Genomic DNA, 15,585 nt, shown 5'->3' with positions numbered 1-15,585 from the left:
GGATCGCGGGACCGGCGGAAGTTATTCGGTCATCTTCGTGGGCTGAGTGGTGGCGGTGGCGAAGCGCTCGGCAAAAAGTTGGCCGAACGCGCGTTCCGCTTCCTCGCGCGAGGCGTACGCGCCGGCGTCCAACCCGGCGATGATCTCCTCGCTGGCGCGTTCGATGATCGTCAGGATCCGGTCGGTATGGGCGGCGTCGGCCTCACGCGTCGTCTGCGAGTACTGCAGGTACGATCCAAGGTCGAGCTTCCAATCGCCATCAATCTTCTTGAAGTCGACCTTCATCGCAGGGACTTCCTTCCTCGCCTCCGGATCTCTGACGGTGATGGAAGCCGCGTCGCCCTCTATTTTAACGGGCATCTCGCGCAGCATCTTTTCGTTGGCGGCAGTGAAACCCATCGTGTCCGCAGTGTTTCCGCCAAAGTGCGCGTCGTACGCGCTCATACGATTGATATGACCCCTAAAGCCCCGCAGCATTTGCTTCGTCTGCACGCGCTGTTCGTCAGTGCCGATCACGGCAGTTTCCACCGTTGCCCAGTCGCCCGCAGACGAGGCGCGGCCAAACGTGATCATTGCCTCGGTTGGCGTCGTCAGGTTGACCGCCGGCTTCGTCTGCGCGAATGCGACCGTGTTGACGAAGAACGCGCCGAGAAGGGCCCCGGCGAAGCCCACCCCGCAGGATTTGAAAGTAGTCATGCCCACATTCAACGCCGCCGCACTGGAAACGACCATGATAAACGGCGCGGAATTCCATAACGCCGACATCTGCCCATACGGCTACCCCAGCAGCGCTTCTAGATCTTCCTTCTGCAGCCGCGAGATCAGGCTGTTGTCCTCGCCGATGATCGCCTCGGCCAAGTCGCGCTTCTTGGCCTGCAGTTCGAGTACCTTTTCCTCCACCGTGTCCTTGGCGATGACGCGGTAGGCGAAGACGCTGCGCGTCTGGCCGATACGGTGGGTGCGGTCGATGGCCTGCGCCTCGACGGCGGGGTTCCACCACGGGTCGAGCAGGTAGACGTAGTCGGCCGCCGTCAGATTCAGGCCCAGGCCGCCGGCCTTGAGGCTGATGAGGAACAGCTTGCACTCGGGGTCGCTTTGGAAGTGCTCCACGCGGCTCTGGCGGTCGCGCGTCTGGCCGTCGAGGTACTCGTAGGTGATGCCCTCGGCGTCCAGCCGTTGCCGCACGATCGCTAGGAACGAGGTGAACTGCGAGAAGAGCAGCACCTTGTGGTCCTCGGCCATCACTTCCTTGATCTGCGCCAGGGCCGCGTCCATCTTCGCGCTGGGGTCGCCCGTCTTCTCGGGGTCGATCAAGCCGGGGTGGCACGCCGCCTGCCGCAGGCGCAGCAGCGCTTCGAGCACCTGGATGGTGGCCCGGCCCATGCCGACCTTGCTCACCGTGTCCATCAGTGTGTGGCGGTAGTGCTCGCGCAGCTCGTCGTACATCTTGCGCTGCTCGGGGCCCAACTCGCAGAAGATCGTCTGCTCGATCTTCTCCGGCAGGTCGGGCGCCACCTGCCCCTTCGTGCGACGCAGAATGAACGGCCGCAGCGCCTTGCCCAGCGCCCCGCGCTCCTGTGGCGTGGCCGACGCGTTGGCCAGATCGTCGAACACGGCGCTGCTGCCCAGCATGCCGGGGTTCAGGAACTCGAACAAGCTCCACAGCTCGGCGAGGTTGTTCTCGATCGGCGTGCCGCTCATCGCCAGGCGGTGGCGCGACTTCAGCAGGCGCGTCGCCTTGGCGCTGGCGGTGGCGCTGTTCTTGATCGCCTGCGCCTCGTCCAGCACCACGTAGTCGAACTCGAAGTCCTTGAAGAACGCCGCGTCACGGCGAAGGGTGCCGTAGGTGGTCAGCACGGTGTCGTAGTTGGCCAGTTCCTTCGGGTCGCGCGTGCGCTGCGGACCGCTTTGGTCCAGCACCTTCATGTCGGGCGCGAAGCGGGTGGCTTCCTGTTGCCAGTTGAAGACGAGCGACCGCGGCACGACGACGAGCGACGTGCCGGCCTTCTCCTGCCGGCGGGCCTCCAGCATTGCCAGCACCTGCACGGTCTTGCCCAGGCCCATGTCGTCGGCCAGGCAACCGCCGAAGCCGAACTTGCGCAGGAACTGCAGCCAGCCCAGGCCGTCGCGCTGGTAGGGGCGCAGCGTGCCCTTGAACGATTCCACCGGGTCGGCCGCCTCGATGCCTTCAAACTGCGTCAGCTCGCGCCGGGCGGCGGCGAAGACCTCATCGAACCGCGCCGCCGGCGCAGCTGCCAGCAGGGCGTCAAGGAAGCCGATCTGCGACTTCGTGAAGCGCAGCACGTCGTCCTGCACCGTGCCAATGCCGGCCAGCGGGGCGTACTGCTTCAGCCACTCGGTCGGCAGCACGCCGATGCTGCCGTCGTCCAGCACGATCGTGCGCTGCTGCTTGCGGATGGCCGCCAGCAGCTTCGGCAGCGACGCCGTCTGCCCACCGAAGTCGATCGAGCCGTGCAGGTCGAACCAGTCGATGCCCGACGCCACGCTCAGCGATACCGCGCCCGGCTGGCGATACACGCTGCCCGACGCCTGCACGTCCCACCCTTCCAGCACCAGCCCCAGCACCACGTCGTTCAGCTTCGACGTCAGCAACCGAAACTCGCGCGGCTTGGCGTGTCGCCGTTCCGACCGCACGCCCAGCGACGCCAGCAATCGCAACGCCGCCCCCTCGGCAGCGCGGTCGCGCACCATCACCTTGTTTTCCGGTTCCACGATGCCGCTGCGCGGGTCTTCCGGCCGCACGATGCGGTCCTCGTATTTGAACGACAGATCCGCCGTCAGCTCGTCGCCCGCCTCGGCGGGGTCGGGCGGGGCGATCACCAGCGCGCACTTCAATGGCGGGCGCACCTCCTCCAGCGCCGCCTCTTCCGGCAACTGCATGCGCGGCACGCCGGGCAGGGTGTAGACCTCTTCGACAAACTCGCGCAGGCTCTCGCGCGGCACGCTGAAGTTCGGCTTGTCGCGCAGCATGGTCGCCAGTTCGAACGCGCCGAACGTCTCCATGCGCGCGATGCGCCCGTAGGCGATCACGTACCCGCCCGGCAGCAGGGCGGTCGGCTCGTCCAACTCCATGCGCCCCTCTTCGCGGCGCAGCGTGCCACGAATGATGAGTTCCCGTGGCCGCGGTGATGCGATCGTGTCCAGCCACAGCTCGAACGTCGGCCCGTCGTCCCACGACAGCGGCACGTACTCGCGCTCGTCGCCGACGTCCTTCAGCATCGCCCGGCCGGTGTCGCACATCTGCCGCAAGATCGTCGGCACGCTGGCCTGATCCAGGAAGAACCGCGCCTCGTTGGCCTCCGGTCCCGAGGCCACCCCCGCCGCGCCCGAGCCGTACAGCATCTGCACGATCTGCCGGTCGACCGCGTCGGGCACGTTCAACCATTGGCGGTACGTCAGCACCGGCCGCTTGGGCGCGTGCCAGACCCCTTCGCGCCGTTTGCGCTGCGTGGCGAGGTCGACGCAGACGCGCCCGTTGTCGCGCGTCAGCTCGGCGTTGACGACGTACACCATGCGACTGTCAGCTGGGAACGACTCGTCCGCCGACATCAGCGGTTCGTCAGGGGCGTCCTTCAGGTTCGACAGCGCCCGCTTCCACAGCGGGTCGTTGCTGTTGCCGCGCTGCATGCTGCCCACGGCAAAGCTGGGCCGCTGGGCGAACGGCCCGGTCACCTGCAACGGCCCGCTCGCGTCCGTCTCCTCGTCCGGCATCGCGTGCAACAACCCGCGATCCTCGGCCACGGTCAGCGTGGCCCAGATGTGCTGGCAGGGTTCGTTGTTGCGCTGGTAGACTTCGCAGCCGCAATCGAAGTTGGGCTCGCCGTCACCATTGAAGGTGACGTGGACGTTGTACTGGTCCTCGCCCACCACGTGCGCCGTGATCGCCTGCCCGTTGACGGCCAGGTCCTGCACGAGGTTATCGTCAACGTAATGACGCGCCCCCGAACGAACGGCCGACGAAAAATGCTTCTTTAACTGTCGCAGTGACGCCAAATCAACTCCCGGAATCGAAGGGGGAAGATTATACCGACTCCGCAGCAAAAGGCGGCGCGTGTCCGGAAGATTTAGCGCCGGCGGCCCTTCGGCCAGCCGAAAATGCGATCCGGTCGTAATCGCCAGCGCCGGCCGCTTGCATTTGCGGGTGCGATAGGTTGCGATCGCCCACGGCGATGGGTATCGAAGGATAGCAAACAAAGTTCAGCTAAGGGTTTAGTCGCCCCGGCAGGCAGAGGCTATGGATAGCATTGCGTCGCAATCGGCTGAGAATGAAGAAGAGACGGCCGCGGCGTTTGCGGCGCGGTTTGCGAGCGAGGCGCCGTTGCCGCCTCGCATTGGGCTGGCGGCGCTGGCGCTGCCGGGGTTGCGGTCGCTGAAGCGCAACTGGCCGGCGATCGTGGCGCTGCAGGCGGTTGGGCTGGGCGTGGTGGTCGCGTATTACTCGGCCGAGCCGTTCCGCGCGTTCTGCAACGTGCTGGCGGACTGGAAGACGCGCGGCGGTTTTCTGGCGGCGGCGCTGTTGATGGCGACCGTGTCGGGGCTGGTGCCGGAGATCGCCAAGTACGTCTTTGGCATCGATCGCACGCTGGGAAGGAAGCGCTGGCGACACGTGGCGTTCAACTGCTTGTTGTACGGCGTGCTCGGCGTGCTCGTCGATGCGTACTACCGTGTTGCGATGTACGTGGTGGGCGACGAGGTCACGCTGGCCAAGGTGGCGATCAAGGTGGCGGCGGATCAGTTCCTGTACACGCCGTTGTTGGGCATGGGGGTGCTGGCGCTGGCGTACACGTGGCGCGAGTATCGGTACAACCTGCAGCGCACGTTCGCGGCGCTCGGGCCGCACTGGTACGTGACGCGCGTCGTCATCCTGCTGCTACCGTGCTGGGCGTACTGGATCCCGATGACGTCGCTGATGTACTCGCTGCCAAGCAGTCTGGTGTTCGTCTTCGGCGCCGCTGCGTCGGCGGCGGCGTCGCTGTTGCTGACGAGCATTGCGAACGAATCGGCGACGACGGGCAAGCCATCGGCTTGACCGGGACGGGCGATCGGCGGAGCATTCGCAGCATGCGCACGCTCTTCCTCGTCATGGATACGGTCCGCAGGGACTTCCTCACCTGTTACGGCAACGATTGGGTCCACACGCCCAACCTCGCAAAGCTGGCGTCGCGGGGGGTGACGTTCGACAACCACTTCGTCGGCTCGCTGCCCTGCATGCCGGCGCGGCGGGAGTTCATGACCGGGCGGTACAACTTCCTGTACCGCGGGTGGGGGCCGATCGAACCGTACGACGACACGCTGCCCAAGTGGCTGCGCGAGCAGCGTAAGGTCTTCAGCCACCTGTTGACCGATCACGATCATTACTTTGAGCTGGGCGGCGAGAACTACCACACGACGTTCAACACGTGGGAGTTCTTCCGCGGGCAGGAACACGACCCGTGGGCGTCGCAGGTCGACCAGGTCGCGCTGCCGGAAGGGTGGAACAAGGCCCGCAAGACCGACAAGCAGCTCGGCAACAATTTCCTGAACCGCCAGCGCATGCAGACGGAGGAGGAGTTCTCCGGCCCGCGCACGTGCGCGGCGGCGGTCGAATGGCTGGAGGCAAACAAGAATGCCAAGGGGGACTGGTTCCTGCAGGTGGAACTCTTCGACCCGCACGAGCCGTTCCACTGCACGAAGAAGTACCTGGAGATGTACGGCGACAAGTGGGACGGGCCCGTCACCGATTGGCCAGATTACGACATCCTCACCGAATCGCCGGAGACGGTCGAGCACATGCGCAAATGCTACGCCGGCCTGCTGACGATGACCGATCATTGGGCGGGCAAGGTGCTGGCCAAGCTGGAGGAGATCGGGCAGCTCGACGATACGTTGATCGTCTACACGACCGACCACGGCACGCTGCTGGGCGATCATGGGTACTGGCTGAAGAACTTCATGCCGATGTACAACGAGATCGTGCGCATCCCGTTGATCGTGAAGCCGCCGCGCGGCGCAGCGGCCAAGGCGGGCAGCCGGGTGGCCGCCATGACGCAGACGATCGACCTGATGCCGACGTTCCTGGATTACTTCGACTGCCCGCCACCACCTCACCTGCACGGCAGGTCGCTGCGGCCGCTCATCGAGCGCGGCGAAACCGTGCGCGACGATGGCATCTTCGGTTACTTCGGGAAGTCCACGAACGTGACCGACGGACGGCACGTCTACATGCGCATGCCGATCAGTGACGACGGGCGCCCGCTCCACGCCTACACCGCCATGCCCGTGGCCAGCCTGAACCAGTACTTCCCGCGCAGCGATCACGATCGCATGGAGATGGGCCGTTATTTTGGGCACACGTACAACATGCCGCTGTACAAGATCCCCGTTGGCGGGTCGGTCCCACGCGCGCTGCCGGGCGGACCCAGCTACCGCGGGCGCCACTTACTGTACGACGTGGTGAACGACCCTGCGCAACAGCGACCGCTGGACGATCCGCAACTGGAAGCGCGGTTCGTCAAGCGGATGGTGCATCATTTGAAGGCGTGCGAAGCGCCGGCGGAGCAGTACGTGCGGCTGGGACTGGCGGCGCCGGAAGGCGGTTCGCTGTAGTTCAGTCTCTCTTCGTTGTTCTGTGATTAAGATTTCGCGCCAAGAAACCAAGTTCGCCAAGGATGGCAGGAAAAGCGACGGCACCAAACAGCGAGCGGCTCCAGCCTGCCCCTTTTAGTTGTTCTCGCGTGGCGCAGTTGGCGTACTTGGTTTCTTGGCGCAGCGCATTTCGTTGAACAAGTGACACGACCGTGTCAGACCACTGACGGTGCCGGAAGCTGCTGGCGGAACTCGCGGAGCAGGGCGAGGGCGCCTTCGGTGCCGGCGGGGCGGGTTCTGTCGGGCAGGGCGCCGCGCAGCGCGGTCGTCAGTCCGCGCAGGTCGGAGCTGGCGGTGGAATCTAAGTTCAGCAGGCCCATGTTCCACTGCGGGAACAGCCGGCCGCTCACTGGTTTGGATAGCAACCGGCGGACGGCGGCATGGCGTGGGTCGCGATGGATCAGGTCGAACAGACCGCCCACCACGCTTTCCGGTCCTTCCAGCAACTGCATGAAATGCCCGCCGCTGTAGAGCAGCAGGCCCGTTATGCCTAGGGGCGCGTTCTTCTTCGAACAATGTTTGGCCAGCTGCTTCAACGCGACTGGGCCAAATGGGCTTACTGCCCGGCTAACGTAAACCAGATGCTGCAACTGCACTCTGATATTGTCGGCCAGTGATGACCCACGGTTTAGCCAAGTGCTCGTGTCAGACGTGTCGTGACGATTGGTGACATTTATCTGCGGGGACGATTCGGTTAATCAAACGCACGAATATATACCAGACCATCCTCGTCCTTCAGCAGGTGGCTGATCGTGCTGACGTGGTGAAAGCTTTGGCCGGTCAAGAACGATCGGCCGACGACCTGACCCTTGTGGCGCATCAGCATCCAGGATTTGCGTAATTTGCGCTTGCGGGATCTGCAGAGGGCGTTGCCCTGCTTCAGCACCTCGCTCAGCAGTCGTTTGCCGTGGCCATGCCGGCGGTGGGCAGGCACGATTTCCATCGTCAGGATCTGAAGGACGCCGGCGTCGATGTCGGGGATGACCCACGTCGCGGCGCCGATGCGCGTGCCTTCTTCAACGAGGTACACGGTCTGAATGAACGCGTCGGGCGCGACCGGGGGCAGCGGGGGCTCGTAGGAAAAGGTGGCCATGTTTTTGTTCGTCCTACCTCGCTGCGTCCTGCGGGCGGGTGATGCCGGCAGCGCGGGTGTTGGATTCCAGGTCGGCCAGCGCCCGTTCGACTTGGCCGGAGTCTACCTGCGCGTGGAACGAGCCGGTGAGGGTCGACGGGCCGACCGGGTCGACCAGATCCCCCCGGCGGGCGGCGAGGCGGAGCGACGCGTTGCGGATCGAGACGTACGTCTTATCGCCCGCCGACGGATTGGCGGTTACCAGCCCGGCGCCGGTGTACCGCAGCATTTTCCGGGGCTCATCCTGACTGAAGACGTACCAGTCGATGACGGCGTTCGTGGTCGACGGTTGATCGGTCTTCGTGCCGCTCATCGGCCGCCACAGCAGTCGCAGGTGCATGTAGAGCGTGAGGTCGTTGGACGTGGTATCGGTCAGCACGACATCGGTTTGCCCATCATCGCGCGTGACGGCATAGGCGTTGGCGAACCGCTGGACGAAGGCCTCCGCGTCACGCTGTGGCTGAAGGCGCAGCGTCGCGACGCGGCCTTGAGTGCTGCAACCGCCGAGGGTCAGAAGCGCGAGCAGGATGAGGAGGGGAGTGAGATAGCGCATCAGAAGCGAGTGACCCATCCGGAAGAAAAAGGCGATGCTGGCGGCCAGCTACGAGATGCCGAGCAACGTGATCGTGTCGCGCTCGACGATGCCGCGCAGGCTTTCGCGCGGCACCACGGGCAGGTTGGTGCCTTGAGCGACCTGGTTGATGCTGTAGAGCGCCTCGATACACTCGCCGGCGCTGGTGTAGGGGAAGTCGGAGCCGAACAACAGCTTGTCGATCACACCGTTTTGATACGCCGACACGAGCGCGTTGTACGCCTGCCAAGGCCGGCCGAGCATGCCGCTCACGTCGGCGTAGACGTTGGCGTGCTTGCCAAGCATCAGGATCGTTTCATCCACCCAAGGCTGGCCCAGTTGCGAGATGACGACGCGCAGCTTGGGGAAAGCTCGGACGACCTCATCCAGCAAATACGGGCGGGCGAACTCCAGCTTGCTTTGTTCGGTGTATTGGCCGACCGGGTGGACGAGGATCGGCATCGAGAGCCGCTGGGCCTCTTCGTAGAGGCGCATGGCGCGACTGTCGGCCGGGTGGAAATCCTGGTTGGCCGGCGAGATCGTAACGCCGCGCAGGTGCAAATCGTTGCGGGCGATCTGCAGTTCCTCAACGGCCGACGGCTCGGTCGGATCGATGCCGGCGAAGCCGATCAGCTTGGCGGGGAAGCGTTTGACGTAATCGGAGACGAGCCGGTTGGGGATCTCGGCCCCCATGTACTTGCTCTTGAAGCCGAGCACGATCGACTTGTCGACCGTGCCACTCTGCGCCCAGTGATGATCGGGGTCGGCGGCGGGGAGGGTGCGCCAGGCGCTCTTCTGCGGCGTCAGCTTGCTGGCGGCACGCCCGCGCCGCGAGGCTTCACCCAGATCCACATGACCCAGCTGGTCTGCGGACTGCCAAATATGCGTGTGACAATCGACGATCATGTTGTTCTGCGTCCTGGAGCCCGCGTGCGGATTTTACGGATTCAGCCGGGCGATGCAAAACAAACGGCTTCTACAACGCCCCGCGACGTTCTATATCAACTTATCGGACGATGACTTAAAGATACATCAGTAATGTTTCTTGAGAGGGGCGTAAACCCGCTGGCACCCACTTGTTACGGATCGATCCTCGGTCGGGTTCGATTCGTGAACAAGACGGGCTTGCCACTGAAGTGGCAAGCCCGGTTTAGAGGCGCGTCGATTATTCTGATCATACTAGAGCGGCTCTACCTCAGGTGCAGCGTGTCATCCCGAAGGGAGCGGTAGCGACCTGAGGGATCTCAAGTGACGGACGGCGCTCGACAGTGGCGCGATCCCTCGAGTCGCTACCGCTCCCGCTCGGGATGACAGGGTTGCGGCCAGACGCTACACCCGAAGTTGAACCGCTCTAGGACTTCTTGTCGCGCCTTTTTCGTCGCAGTTCGGCGTCAATGAAGGCATCGAGCTCGCCCCGATCGAGCACGCTTTCAACGTTGCTCGTCTCGACGTTGGTCCGGTGGTCCTTCACCCGGCGGTCGTCCAGCACGTAGGAGCGAATCTGGTTGCCCCACGAGATCGCGCCCTTTTCGCCATAGAGCTTTTTCAGTTCGTCGTCGCGCTTGGCCTGCTCGATCAATTCCAAGCGACCGGTGATCAGTGCGATCGCCAGCCGGCGGTTCTGCTGCTGGCTGCGCTCGACGCTGCAGGTGACCTGGATGCCGGTGGGGATGTGCGTGATGCGGACCGCGCTGGCGACCTTGTTCACGTTCTGCCCACCGGGCCCGCTGGAGCGGACGAAGGCGACGATATCGAGGTCCTTTTCGGGGATCTCGGTGCTGCTGTCGTCTTCCTCGAACTCTGGCACCACGTCGACGCTGGCGAAGCTGGTCTGGCGCTTGCCTTGGGCGTTGAACGGGCTTGGCCGAACGAGACGATGCACGCCCGCCTCGGCTCGCATGTAGCCGTAGGCGTACTCGCCCTTCACCAGCAGGGTGACGGACTTGATGCCCGCCTGTTCACCCCATTGGCGGTCGGTCTCCGAAACGTCCCAGCCACGCTTTTCGAAGAAGTAGAGGTACATGCGCAGCAGCATCTCGGCCCAGTCCTGGGCCTCGGTGCCACCGGCGCCGGCGTGGATCTGCACGAAGCAGTTGCGCGGGTCGTTCTTGCCATCCAGCAGAGACTGCAGCTCAACCCGCTCGCCACGCTGTTCGAGCGCCGCCAGCGTCTCGTCGGCCTCGGTGAGCGTGGCGGCGTCGTCGACCTCTTCGCCCAACTGCACCATTGCGCGCACGTCGTCGATCTCGCGCAACAGCGACTCGATCGGCTCAACGATCGCCTTCAGCGACTTCGCCTCGCTCACGACCGACTTGGCCTTCTCCTGGTCATCCCAGAAGTCGGCCTCGCCCATCTTCGCTTCTAATTCCTGTTTTCGGGCTAATTTGTTGGGGAAGTCAAAGAGAGTCCCGGATGGCAACGATCCGGGATAAGAGGTCATCGATCGATTGAGACAGGTTCTCGTGAATCATGGTGAGGGATGGTAGCGGGGGAGAGGAAAATCCCAAGTCCTAATGCCAAACAAAATCCCAAGCACCAATGACCAAGGAAGAGAATGACTCACTCGAGAGCGAGCATCGATCTGCGCGCACTGTCATCCCGAGCGAGCGACAGCGAGGGAGGGATCTCCCACAGGCCGAAAATTATTTTGCGGTTCGAGATCCCTCAGGTCGGCAGGCCTCCCATCGGGATGACAACTTGCCCAATGCCGAGGGCCATCTGCTTGGGGACTTGGTGCTTGGTCATTTGTTTGGCATTGGGATTTGGGATTTCACAACTTGATACACTTAGCAGCTCAGTCACATCCCACCCCCTCCTTCCCCTTGCATCCGATTGCGTCCTCGTTATACTCCCCGATTCGCGTTCGCGCGAGGAATGTTACAACGAGAGAGAGTGAATCGATGTCGGTAAAGCTGCGTTTGAAGAGGATGGGTCGGAAGAATCATGCGTTCTATCGCTTGAACGCGATCGACTCGCGCACGCCGCGTGACGGCCGCGTGATCGAAGAGCTTGGTTTCTACGATCCGTTGAACAAGGACAAGGACAAGCAGTTCGTCGCCAAGATCGACCGCTGCCGGCATTGGCTGGAAGTGGGCGCGATCCCCAGCGAGACCGTCTCGTCACTGCTAAAGCGTAGCGGTGTCGAGCACAAGTCGCTGCGGTTGCCCAAGCCGGGCAAGCCCAAGGCAGCGCCGGCCGAGAAGGCGTCGGCTTAGTTCGCTGATGAACAAGGATTCGGGGTTCAGTCTTACACGGGATGCGAGTCCTTAAAGCCTGAACCCCGAATCTTTTATGCGCATCGATATCCTCACACTGTTCCCTGAGATGTTCGGCCCGTTCCTGGGCACGAGCATTCCCAAGCGAGCCGCGAATAAAGGGTTGGTCTCGTACCACCTGACCAACATTCGCGACTTTGCGACCGACGCCCATAAGTCGGTGGACGACAAGCCGTTCGGCGGTGGTCCGGGCATGGTGATGATGCCGACGGTGCTCTGCGACGCCGTCACCGCGACCGAAAATCAGGACCCGCGACCTGCGACGCGCATCCTGCTGTCGCCACAAGGTCGGGTGTTCGATCAAACGCTCGCCCGCGAGCTGGCCGGTCGAGAGCGGCTGCTGATGGTGGCAGGGCGGTACGAAGGGTTCGACGAGCGAATCATCGACACGCTTCAGCCGATAGAACTTAGCATCGGCGACTACGTGCTGAGCGGCGGTGAGCTTGGCGCGATGGTCGTGATCGACGCGATCGTCCGCCTGCTGCCCGGCGCCCTCGGCGCCGAAGGTGGCGCCGATGACGAAAGCTTCGCCGACGGACTGCTTGAATTTCCCCAGTACACGCGACCCCGCGAGTACAACGGGATGACGGTCCCCGACATCCTGTTGTCCGGTGATCATAAAGCGATAGCGAATTGGCGTTTACAGCAACGCAAGCAACGCACCGAACAGCGCCGACCAGATCTGTGGAACGCTTGGAAAGCGCGAAACGGAAACAACTGAGGCGCACGAGCTGTTTGGCCTTCCCACTTCAGTAGGGAGGTTTGAGACGAAGCAAGAAGATTGATCCCGGAACAACCGGATCGATCCGAACGAAATACACGATAAGACCTGATTCAGATTAGGTTTGATCCTGCAGGAAAGATCGTTAAGATACCCGACCCGGGATGCGGTTATTCCCGGACGAACAGACGCACGGAAAGGCCACTTTTGGTTTTTGCTCCGCGATTTCTGATGTGTAGACGGTGTTGAAGTGGCACTGTCGTCGCCGATCGGAAATCTCGAATCAAAGCCCAAACGATCGGAGACACAGTCATGACCAACAAGATCCTCGAAGCCGTCGAAGCACAGTACCTCAAGAAGGACAACGTCCCCACCTTCAACATCGGCGACACCGTCGACGTTCACACCCGCATCATCGAAGGTGAGAAGGAACGCATTCAGGTCTTCAGCGGCACCGTCATCATGCGCAAGGGCCGCGGCATGAATGAGACGTTCACCGTCCGCCGCATCGTGAACAACGAGGGCGTCGAGCGTATCTTCCCGGTCAACAGCCCGTTCATCAGCAAGCTGGTCGTCAAGCGTGGTGGTGTCAACCGCCGGGCCAAGCTGTACTACCTGCGCGATCGCGTCGGCAAGGCCGTCCGCCTCAGCGAGAAGCGCGCGGTCAAGAAGGAAGCCCCCGCCAAGGAAGCCGCGGGCGAACTGGTCGGCGCCGCGTCGTAAGACGGGCCACGATCGCAACCTTCCAGATAGATAACCGAGACGCCCGCTCGCGATATTCCGCGAGCGGGCGTTTTCGCGTACCGGCGAGGCGCCGCATAGTCAATGATTACCCGCGAGAATCCGTCCTCGGAAGTCCGGGCATGTGTCATCCCGAAGGGAGCCTAGGGCGACCTGAGGGATCTCGAATCACAGACAGTGTGAGCCTTGGGAGATCCCTCAGGTCGCCAAGGCTCCCATCGGGATGACAGTGCGCGCGATCCCGCGGAGGTTTTGTCCGATAGCCCTTGGGCCTCCTTCGGGATGACAGGCAATGCATCCCGCGGTGGCGTTGTCCGCTAGCCTTAAAGCTGGTGCGAAGCGATGCAATGATGCATACTTCCGACCGTCGCGCATGACTTCAGAATCCACCCAGTCCGCCATTAGCTTGAAGCGCCGCGTCTACGAGATGATCGAGCGGCCGGCCGACGGTGACGAAGCCGTGGCCCAGCGGCACTTGGTCTGGTTTGACCAAGCGCTGGCGACCTTGATCCTGCTGAACGTCGCCGCCGTCATCCTGGAAACGGTCAAGCCGATCGACCAGCGGTGGGGTGGGTTCTTCTACGGGTTCGAGATCTTCTCGGTCATCGTCTTCTCGGCCGAGTACCTCACCCGGTTGTGGTGCTGCACGGCCGACCCGCAGTTCGCCCACCCGGTCTGGGGCCGGTTGCGCTTCGCGGTCCGGCCAATGCCACTGGTCGACCTGCTGGCGATCCTGCCGTCGCTCATTCTCACGTTCGGCGCCGATTTGCGCTTCGTCCGCGCACTTCGGCTATTGCGGTTGCTGCGCGTGCTGAAACTCGGGCGTTACTCGCGGGCGGTGGGATTGCTGGGGAACGTGCTGCGCAGCCGCGGACCGGAACTGGCGGTGATGTTCCTCATCCTGATGATCGTGATCGTCGTCGCCGCTGGCGCCGTCTATTACGCAGAGCACGAAGCGCAGCCAGAGGTGTTCAGCAGCATCCCCGCATCCATGTGGTGGGCCGTCGTCACGCTGACCACGATCGGCTACGGTGACGTCTACCCGGTGACGCACCTCGGCAAACTGCTGGGCGGCATCATCGCGATCTGCGGCATCGGCATCGTTGCGCTGCCAACGGCCATCATCGCCTCAGGCTTCTCCGAAGAACTCGCCGCGCGGCGTCGGCAAAGGCATGCCCACAAAAGTCACCTATCGCAGGCCAATGCCCACGAGGACGATGCCGCCGTTTCGTCCCACCATTGCCCTCACTGCGGTAAACAACTTCACACCACGATCGAGGCAGCGGGCGAGCACTAGGAGCAGCGGACGTGTTCCTGTAGCGGCTTGTCCTCCGGGTGCCACGGTTTGGTACTCCAAGCCGTGTCGGCTGCGTCTAAGCTAAAGCACGGCTTGGAGTACCAAACCGTGGCACCCAATCGCTACGGCAAGGTGCGCCCTGCTCTAGAAGCGACTCTGAAATGTTTTGCATCGACGGCGAAAGGCGAGCTTCTTTCTAGGGATCGTTATAGCGTCATCGCCGCTGTTGATCCGCGAGAGGAATGCTCGGCAGGATTACTCACCGACCGTTTGCGAAACCAATGGCGCAGGGACCTCCGGTCCGTCAACCGTAGCACTGGCGCCGCGGCGGCTGGAGCGGAAGAAGTCGACGACCACGACGACCGTCAACAGTAGGGCAATCGCCGTCGCGAGGTACGCGTACCACGCGCACGCTGGCACCTGCCACAGCGACGCATCGCGCGGGCGAATGGCCGTCGTGTCGATACCAGCCAGGAACGCGTTGAACAACGCGAAGTAAATCAGGAAGTAAGCTCCCAGTCGCTGTTCCATTGGTGCATCGCTCATAAGCTGTGATTATCACCGACGACGGCCACACCGTCCTCGCGGTTAGCGCCAACTTATCATTGGCTGAACCCTTCACATGCGCACCGAATCTCGAAACTGAAAAAAATTACACGTATCGAGCAACGCATGGGACCGCTTATAGTCGGGTTCGGTATTGGGTTTCACGGGGTGTCCCGCGATCCCTGCCGACGGTGGGACGAGCGTTCCATCTGCTGCACGTAATTAGCGTGCTGGCAATATTTTAAACGGGCCATAAATGGCTCAAGCGAGGGCGTTATGAAGGGCGGACTGATCTGGACCATCGTTGGTATTCTGTTGATTGTCGCTTTGGTGATCTGGATCGCGAACGCGACCTAACCTAGCACGGCCTTAGAGCCTGTTATGGTTTACAGTTCAGAAACTGGCTTGGGTGCCACGGTTGGTACTCCAAGCCGTGATGGCGTGTAGAACACGGCTTGGAGTACCAAACCGTGGCACCCAGTGGACAAGCCGCTACAGGAATAGATCCGCTGCTCCAGCCTTGAGGGATGAGGACCATCCCGAATTCAGGCGATGCCAAACCCGATTGGCATCGGTGCAACCTCGATTGGCATCGGTGCAAACTCAGTTTGCATCGGTGAAAACTCGATTGTCATCGGTGCAAACCTGGTTGTCATC

The 15,585-nt window shown here is 62.7% G+C and carries 13 protein-coding genes and 1 pseudogene; 6 read left to right on the top strand and 8 right to left on the bottom strand.

Annotated elements, in window-relative coordinates:
- Positions 1-21: 21 nt before the first annotated feature.
- Positions 22-696 (bottom strand): hypothetical protein, encoded by a 675-nt coding sequence (locus VGN72_18360; protein HEV7301332.1) that lies wholly within the window; start codon positions 694-696, stop codon positions 22-24.
- Positions 697-777: 81 nt separating this feature from the next.
- Complete coding sequence (locus tag VGN72_18355) at positions 778-4,014, bottom strand: SNF2-related protein (GenBank protein HEV7301331.1); 3,237 nt, start codon at positions 4,012-4,014, stop codon at positions 778-780.
- 241 nt (positions 4,015-4,255) lie between these two features.
- Between VGN72_18355 and VGN72_18350 the strand changes: the two genes are divergently transcribed.
- Positions 4,256-5,050: a hypothetical protein gene (locus VGN72_18350; GenBank protein HEV7301330.1), complete on the top strand. Its 795-nt coding sequence runs from the start codon at positions 4,256-4,258 to the stop codon at positions 5,048-5,050.
- 32 nt (positions 5,051-5,082) lie between these two features.
- Positions 5,083-6,606, top strand: a complete 1,524-nt coding sequence (locus VGN72_18345) for a sulfatase (protein HEV7301329.1) — start codon at positions 5,083-5,085, stop codon at positions 6,604-6,606.
- A 194-nt stretch (positions 6,607-6,800) separates the two neighbouring features.
- Here the strand turns inward: VGN72_18345 and VGN72_18340 are convergent, their stop codons facing one another.
- From VGN72_18340 to prfB, 5 genes are all read right to left on the bottom strand, one after another.
- Positions 6,801-7,241, bottom strand: coding sequence for a BLUF domain-containing protein (locus VGN72_18340; protein HEV7301328.1), 441 nt, complete (start codon positions 7,239-7,241; stop codon positions 6,801-6,803).
- Between the two features lie 98 nt (positions 7,242-7,339).
- Complete coding sequence (locus tag VGN72_18335) at positions 7,340-7,738, bottom strand: GNAT family N-acetyltransferase (GenBank protein ID HEV7301327.1); 399 nt, start codon at positions 7,736-7,738, stop codon at positions 7,340-7,342.
- A 13-nt stretch (positions 7,739-7,751) separates the two neighbouring features.
- Complete coding sequence (locus VGN72_18330; GenBank protein ID HEV7301326.1) at positions 7,752-8,348, bottom strand: hypothetical protein; 597 nt, start codon at positions 8,346-8,348, stop codon at positions 7,752-7,754.
- Between the two features lie 30 nt (positions 8,349-8,378).
- The gene (locus tag VGN72_18325; protein HEV7301325.1) at positions 8,379-9,254 is read right to left on the bottom strand and encodes an amidohydrolase family protein; all 876 of its coding nucleotides are present in this window, start codon (positions 9,252-9,254) and stop codon (positions 8,379-8,381) included.
- 445 nt (positions 9,255-9,699) lie between these two features.
- Complete coding sequence (gene prfB / locus VGN72_18320; GenBank protein ID HEV7301324.1) at positions 9,700-10,788, bottom strand: peptide chain release factor 2; 1,089 nt, start codon at positions 10,786-10,788, stop codon at positions 9,700-9,702.
- A 460-nt stretch (positions 10,789-11,248) separates the two neighbouring features.
- Between prfB and rpsP the strand changes: the two genes are divergently transcribed.
- The 4 genes and pseudogenes from rpsP (at position 11,249) to VGN72_18300 (ending at position 14,382) form a co-directional block, all read left to right on the top strand.
- Entirely contained in the window at positions 11,249-11,563 is a 315-nt protein-coding gene (rpsP, locus tag VGN72_18315) for a 30S ribosomal protein S16 (protein ID HEV7301323.1), read from the top strand.
- A 76-nt stretch (positions 11,564-11,639) separates the two neighbouring features.
- Positions 11,640-12,344, top strand: coding sequence for a tRNA (guanosine(37)-N1)-methyltransferase TrmD (gene trmD, locus VGN72_18310; protein ID HEV7301322.1), 705 nt, complete (start codon positions 11,640-11,642; stop codon positions 12,342-12,344).
- A gap of 312 nt (positions 12,345-12,656) precedes the next feature.
- A pseudogene (gene rplS / locus VGN72_18305) lies at positions 12,657-13,004 on the top strand (50S ribosomal protein L19).
- 454 nt (positions 13,005-13,458) lie between these two features.
- A complete protein-coding gene (locus tag VGN72_18300; GenBank protein ID HEV7301321.1) occupies positions 13,459-14,382 on the top strand; it encodes an ion transporter in 924 nt (307 codons plus the stop codon).
- 255 nt (positions 14,383-14,637) lie between these two features.
- Here the strand turns inward: VGN72_18300 and VGN72_18295 are convergent, their stop codons facing one another.
- Positions 14,638-14,928: a hypothetical protein gene (locus VGN72_18295; protein HEV7301320.1), complete on the bottom strand. Its 291-nt coding sequence runs from the start codon at positions 14,926-14,928 to the stop codon at positions 14,638-14,640.
- Positions 14,929-15,585: the final 657 nt, after the last annotated feature.

The organism is Tepidisphaeraceae bacterium (genome assembly GCA_035998445.1).
Lineage (GTDB): Bacteria > Planctomycetota > Phycisphaerae > Tepidisphaerales > Tepidisphaeraceae > DASYHQ01.
The sequence above is the reverse complement of the archived record's forward strand: the minus strand, read 5'-3'. Positions and strand labels throughout refer to the sequence as shown.

Coding starts and splice junctions, on each gene's coding strand:
- VGN72_18360 (HEV7301332.1), bottom strand. CDS start 696: ATGACTACTTTCAAATCCTGCGGGGTGGGCTTCGCCGGGGCCCTTCTC.
- VGN72_18335 (HEV7301327.1), bottom strand. CDS start 7,738: ATGGCCACCTTTTCCTACGAGCCCCCGCTGCCCCCGGTCGCGCCCGAC.
- VGN72_18345 (HEV7301329.1), top strand. CDS start 5,083: ATGCGCACGCTCTTCCTCGTCATGGATACGGTCCGCAGGGACTTCCTC.
- VGN72_18350 (HEV7301330.1), top strand. CDS start 4,256: ATGGATAGCATTGCGTCGCAATCGGCTGAGAATGAAGAAGAGACGGCC.
- trmD (HEV7301322.1), top strand. CDS start 11,640: ATGCGCATCGATATCCTCACACTGTTCCCTGAGATGTTCGGCCCGTTC.
- VGN72_18325 (HEV7301325.1), bottom strand. CDS start 9,254: ATGATCGTCGATTGTCACACGCATATTTGGCAGTCCGCAGACCAGCTG.
- prfB (HEV7301324.1), bottom strand. CDS start 10,788: ATGACCTCTTATCCCGGATCGTTGCCATCCGGGACTCTCTTTGACTTC.
- VGN72_18295 (HEV7301320.1), bottom strand. CDS start 14,928: ATGAGCGATGCACCAATGGAACAGCGACTGGGAGCTTACTTCCTGATT.
- rpsP (HEV7301323.1), top strand. CDS start 11,249: ATGTCGGTAAAGCTGCGTTTGAAGAGGATGGGTCGGAAGAATCATGCG.
- VGN72_18330 (HEV7301326.1), bottom strand. CDS start 8,348: ATGGGTCACTCGCTTCTGATGCGCTATCTCACTCCCCTCCTCATCCTG.
- VGN72_18300 (HEV7301321.1), top strand. CDS start 13,459: ATGACTTCAGAATCCACCCAGTCCGCCATTAGCTTGAAGCGCCGCGTC.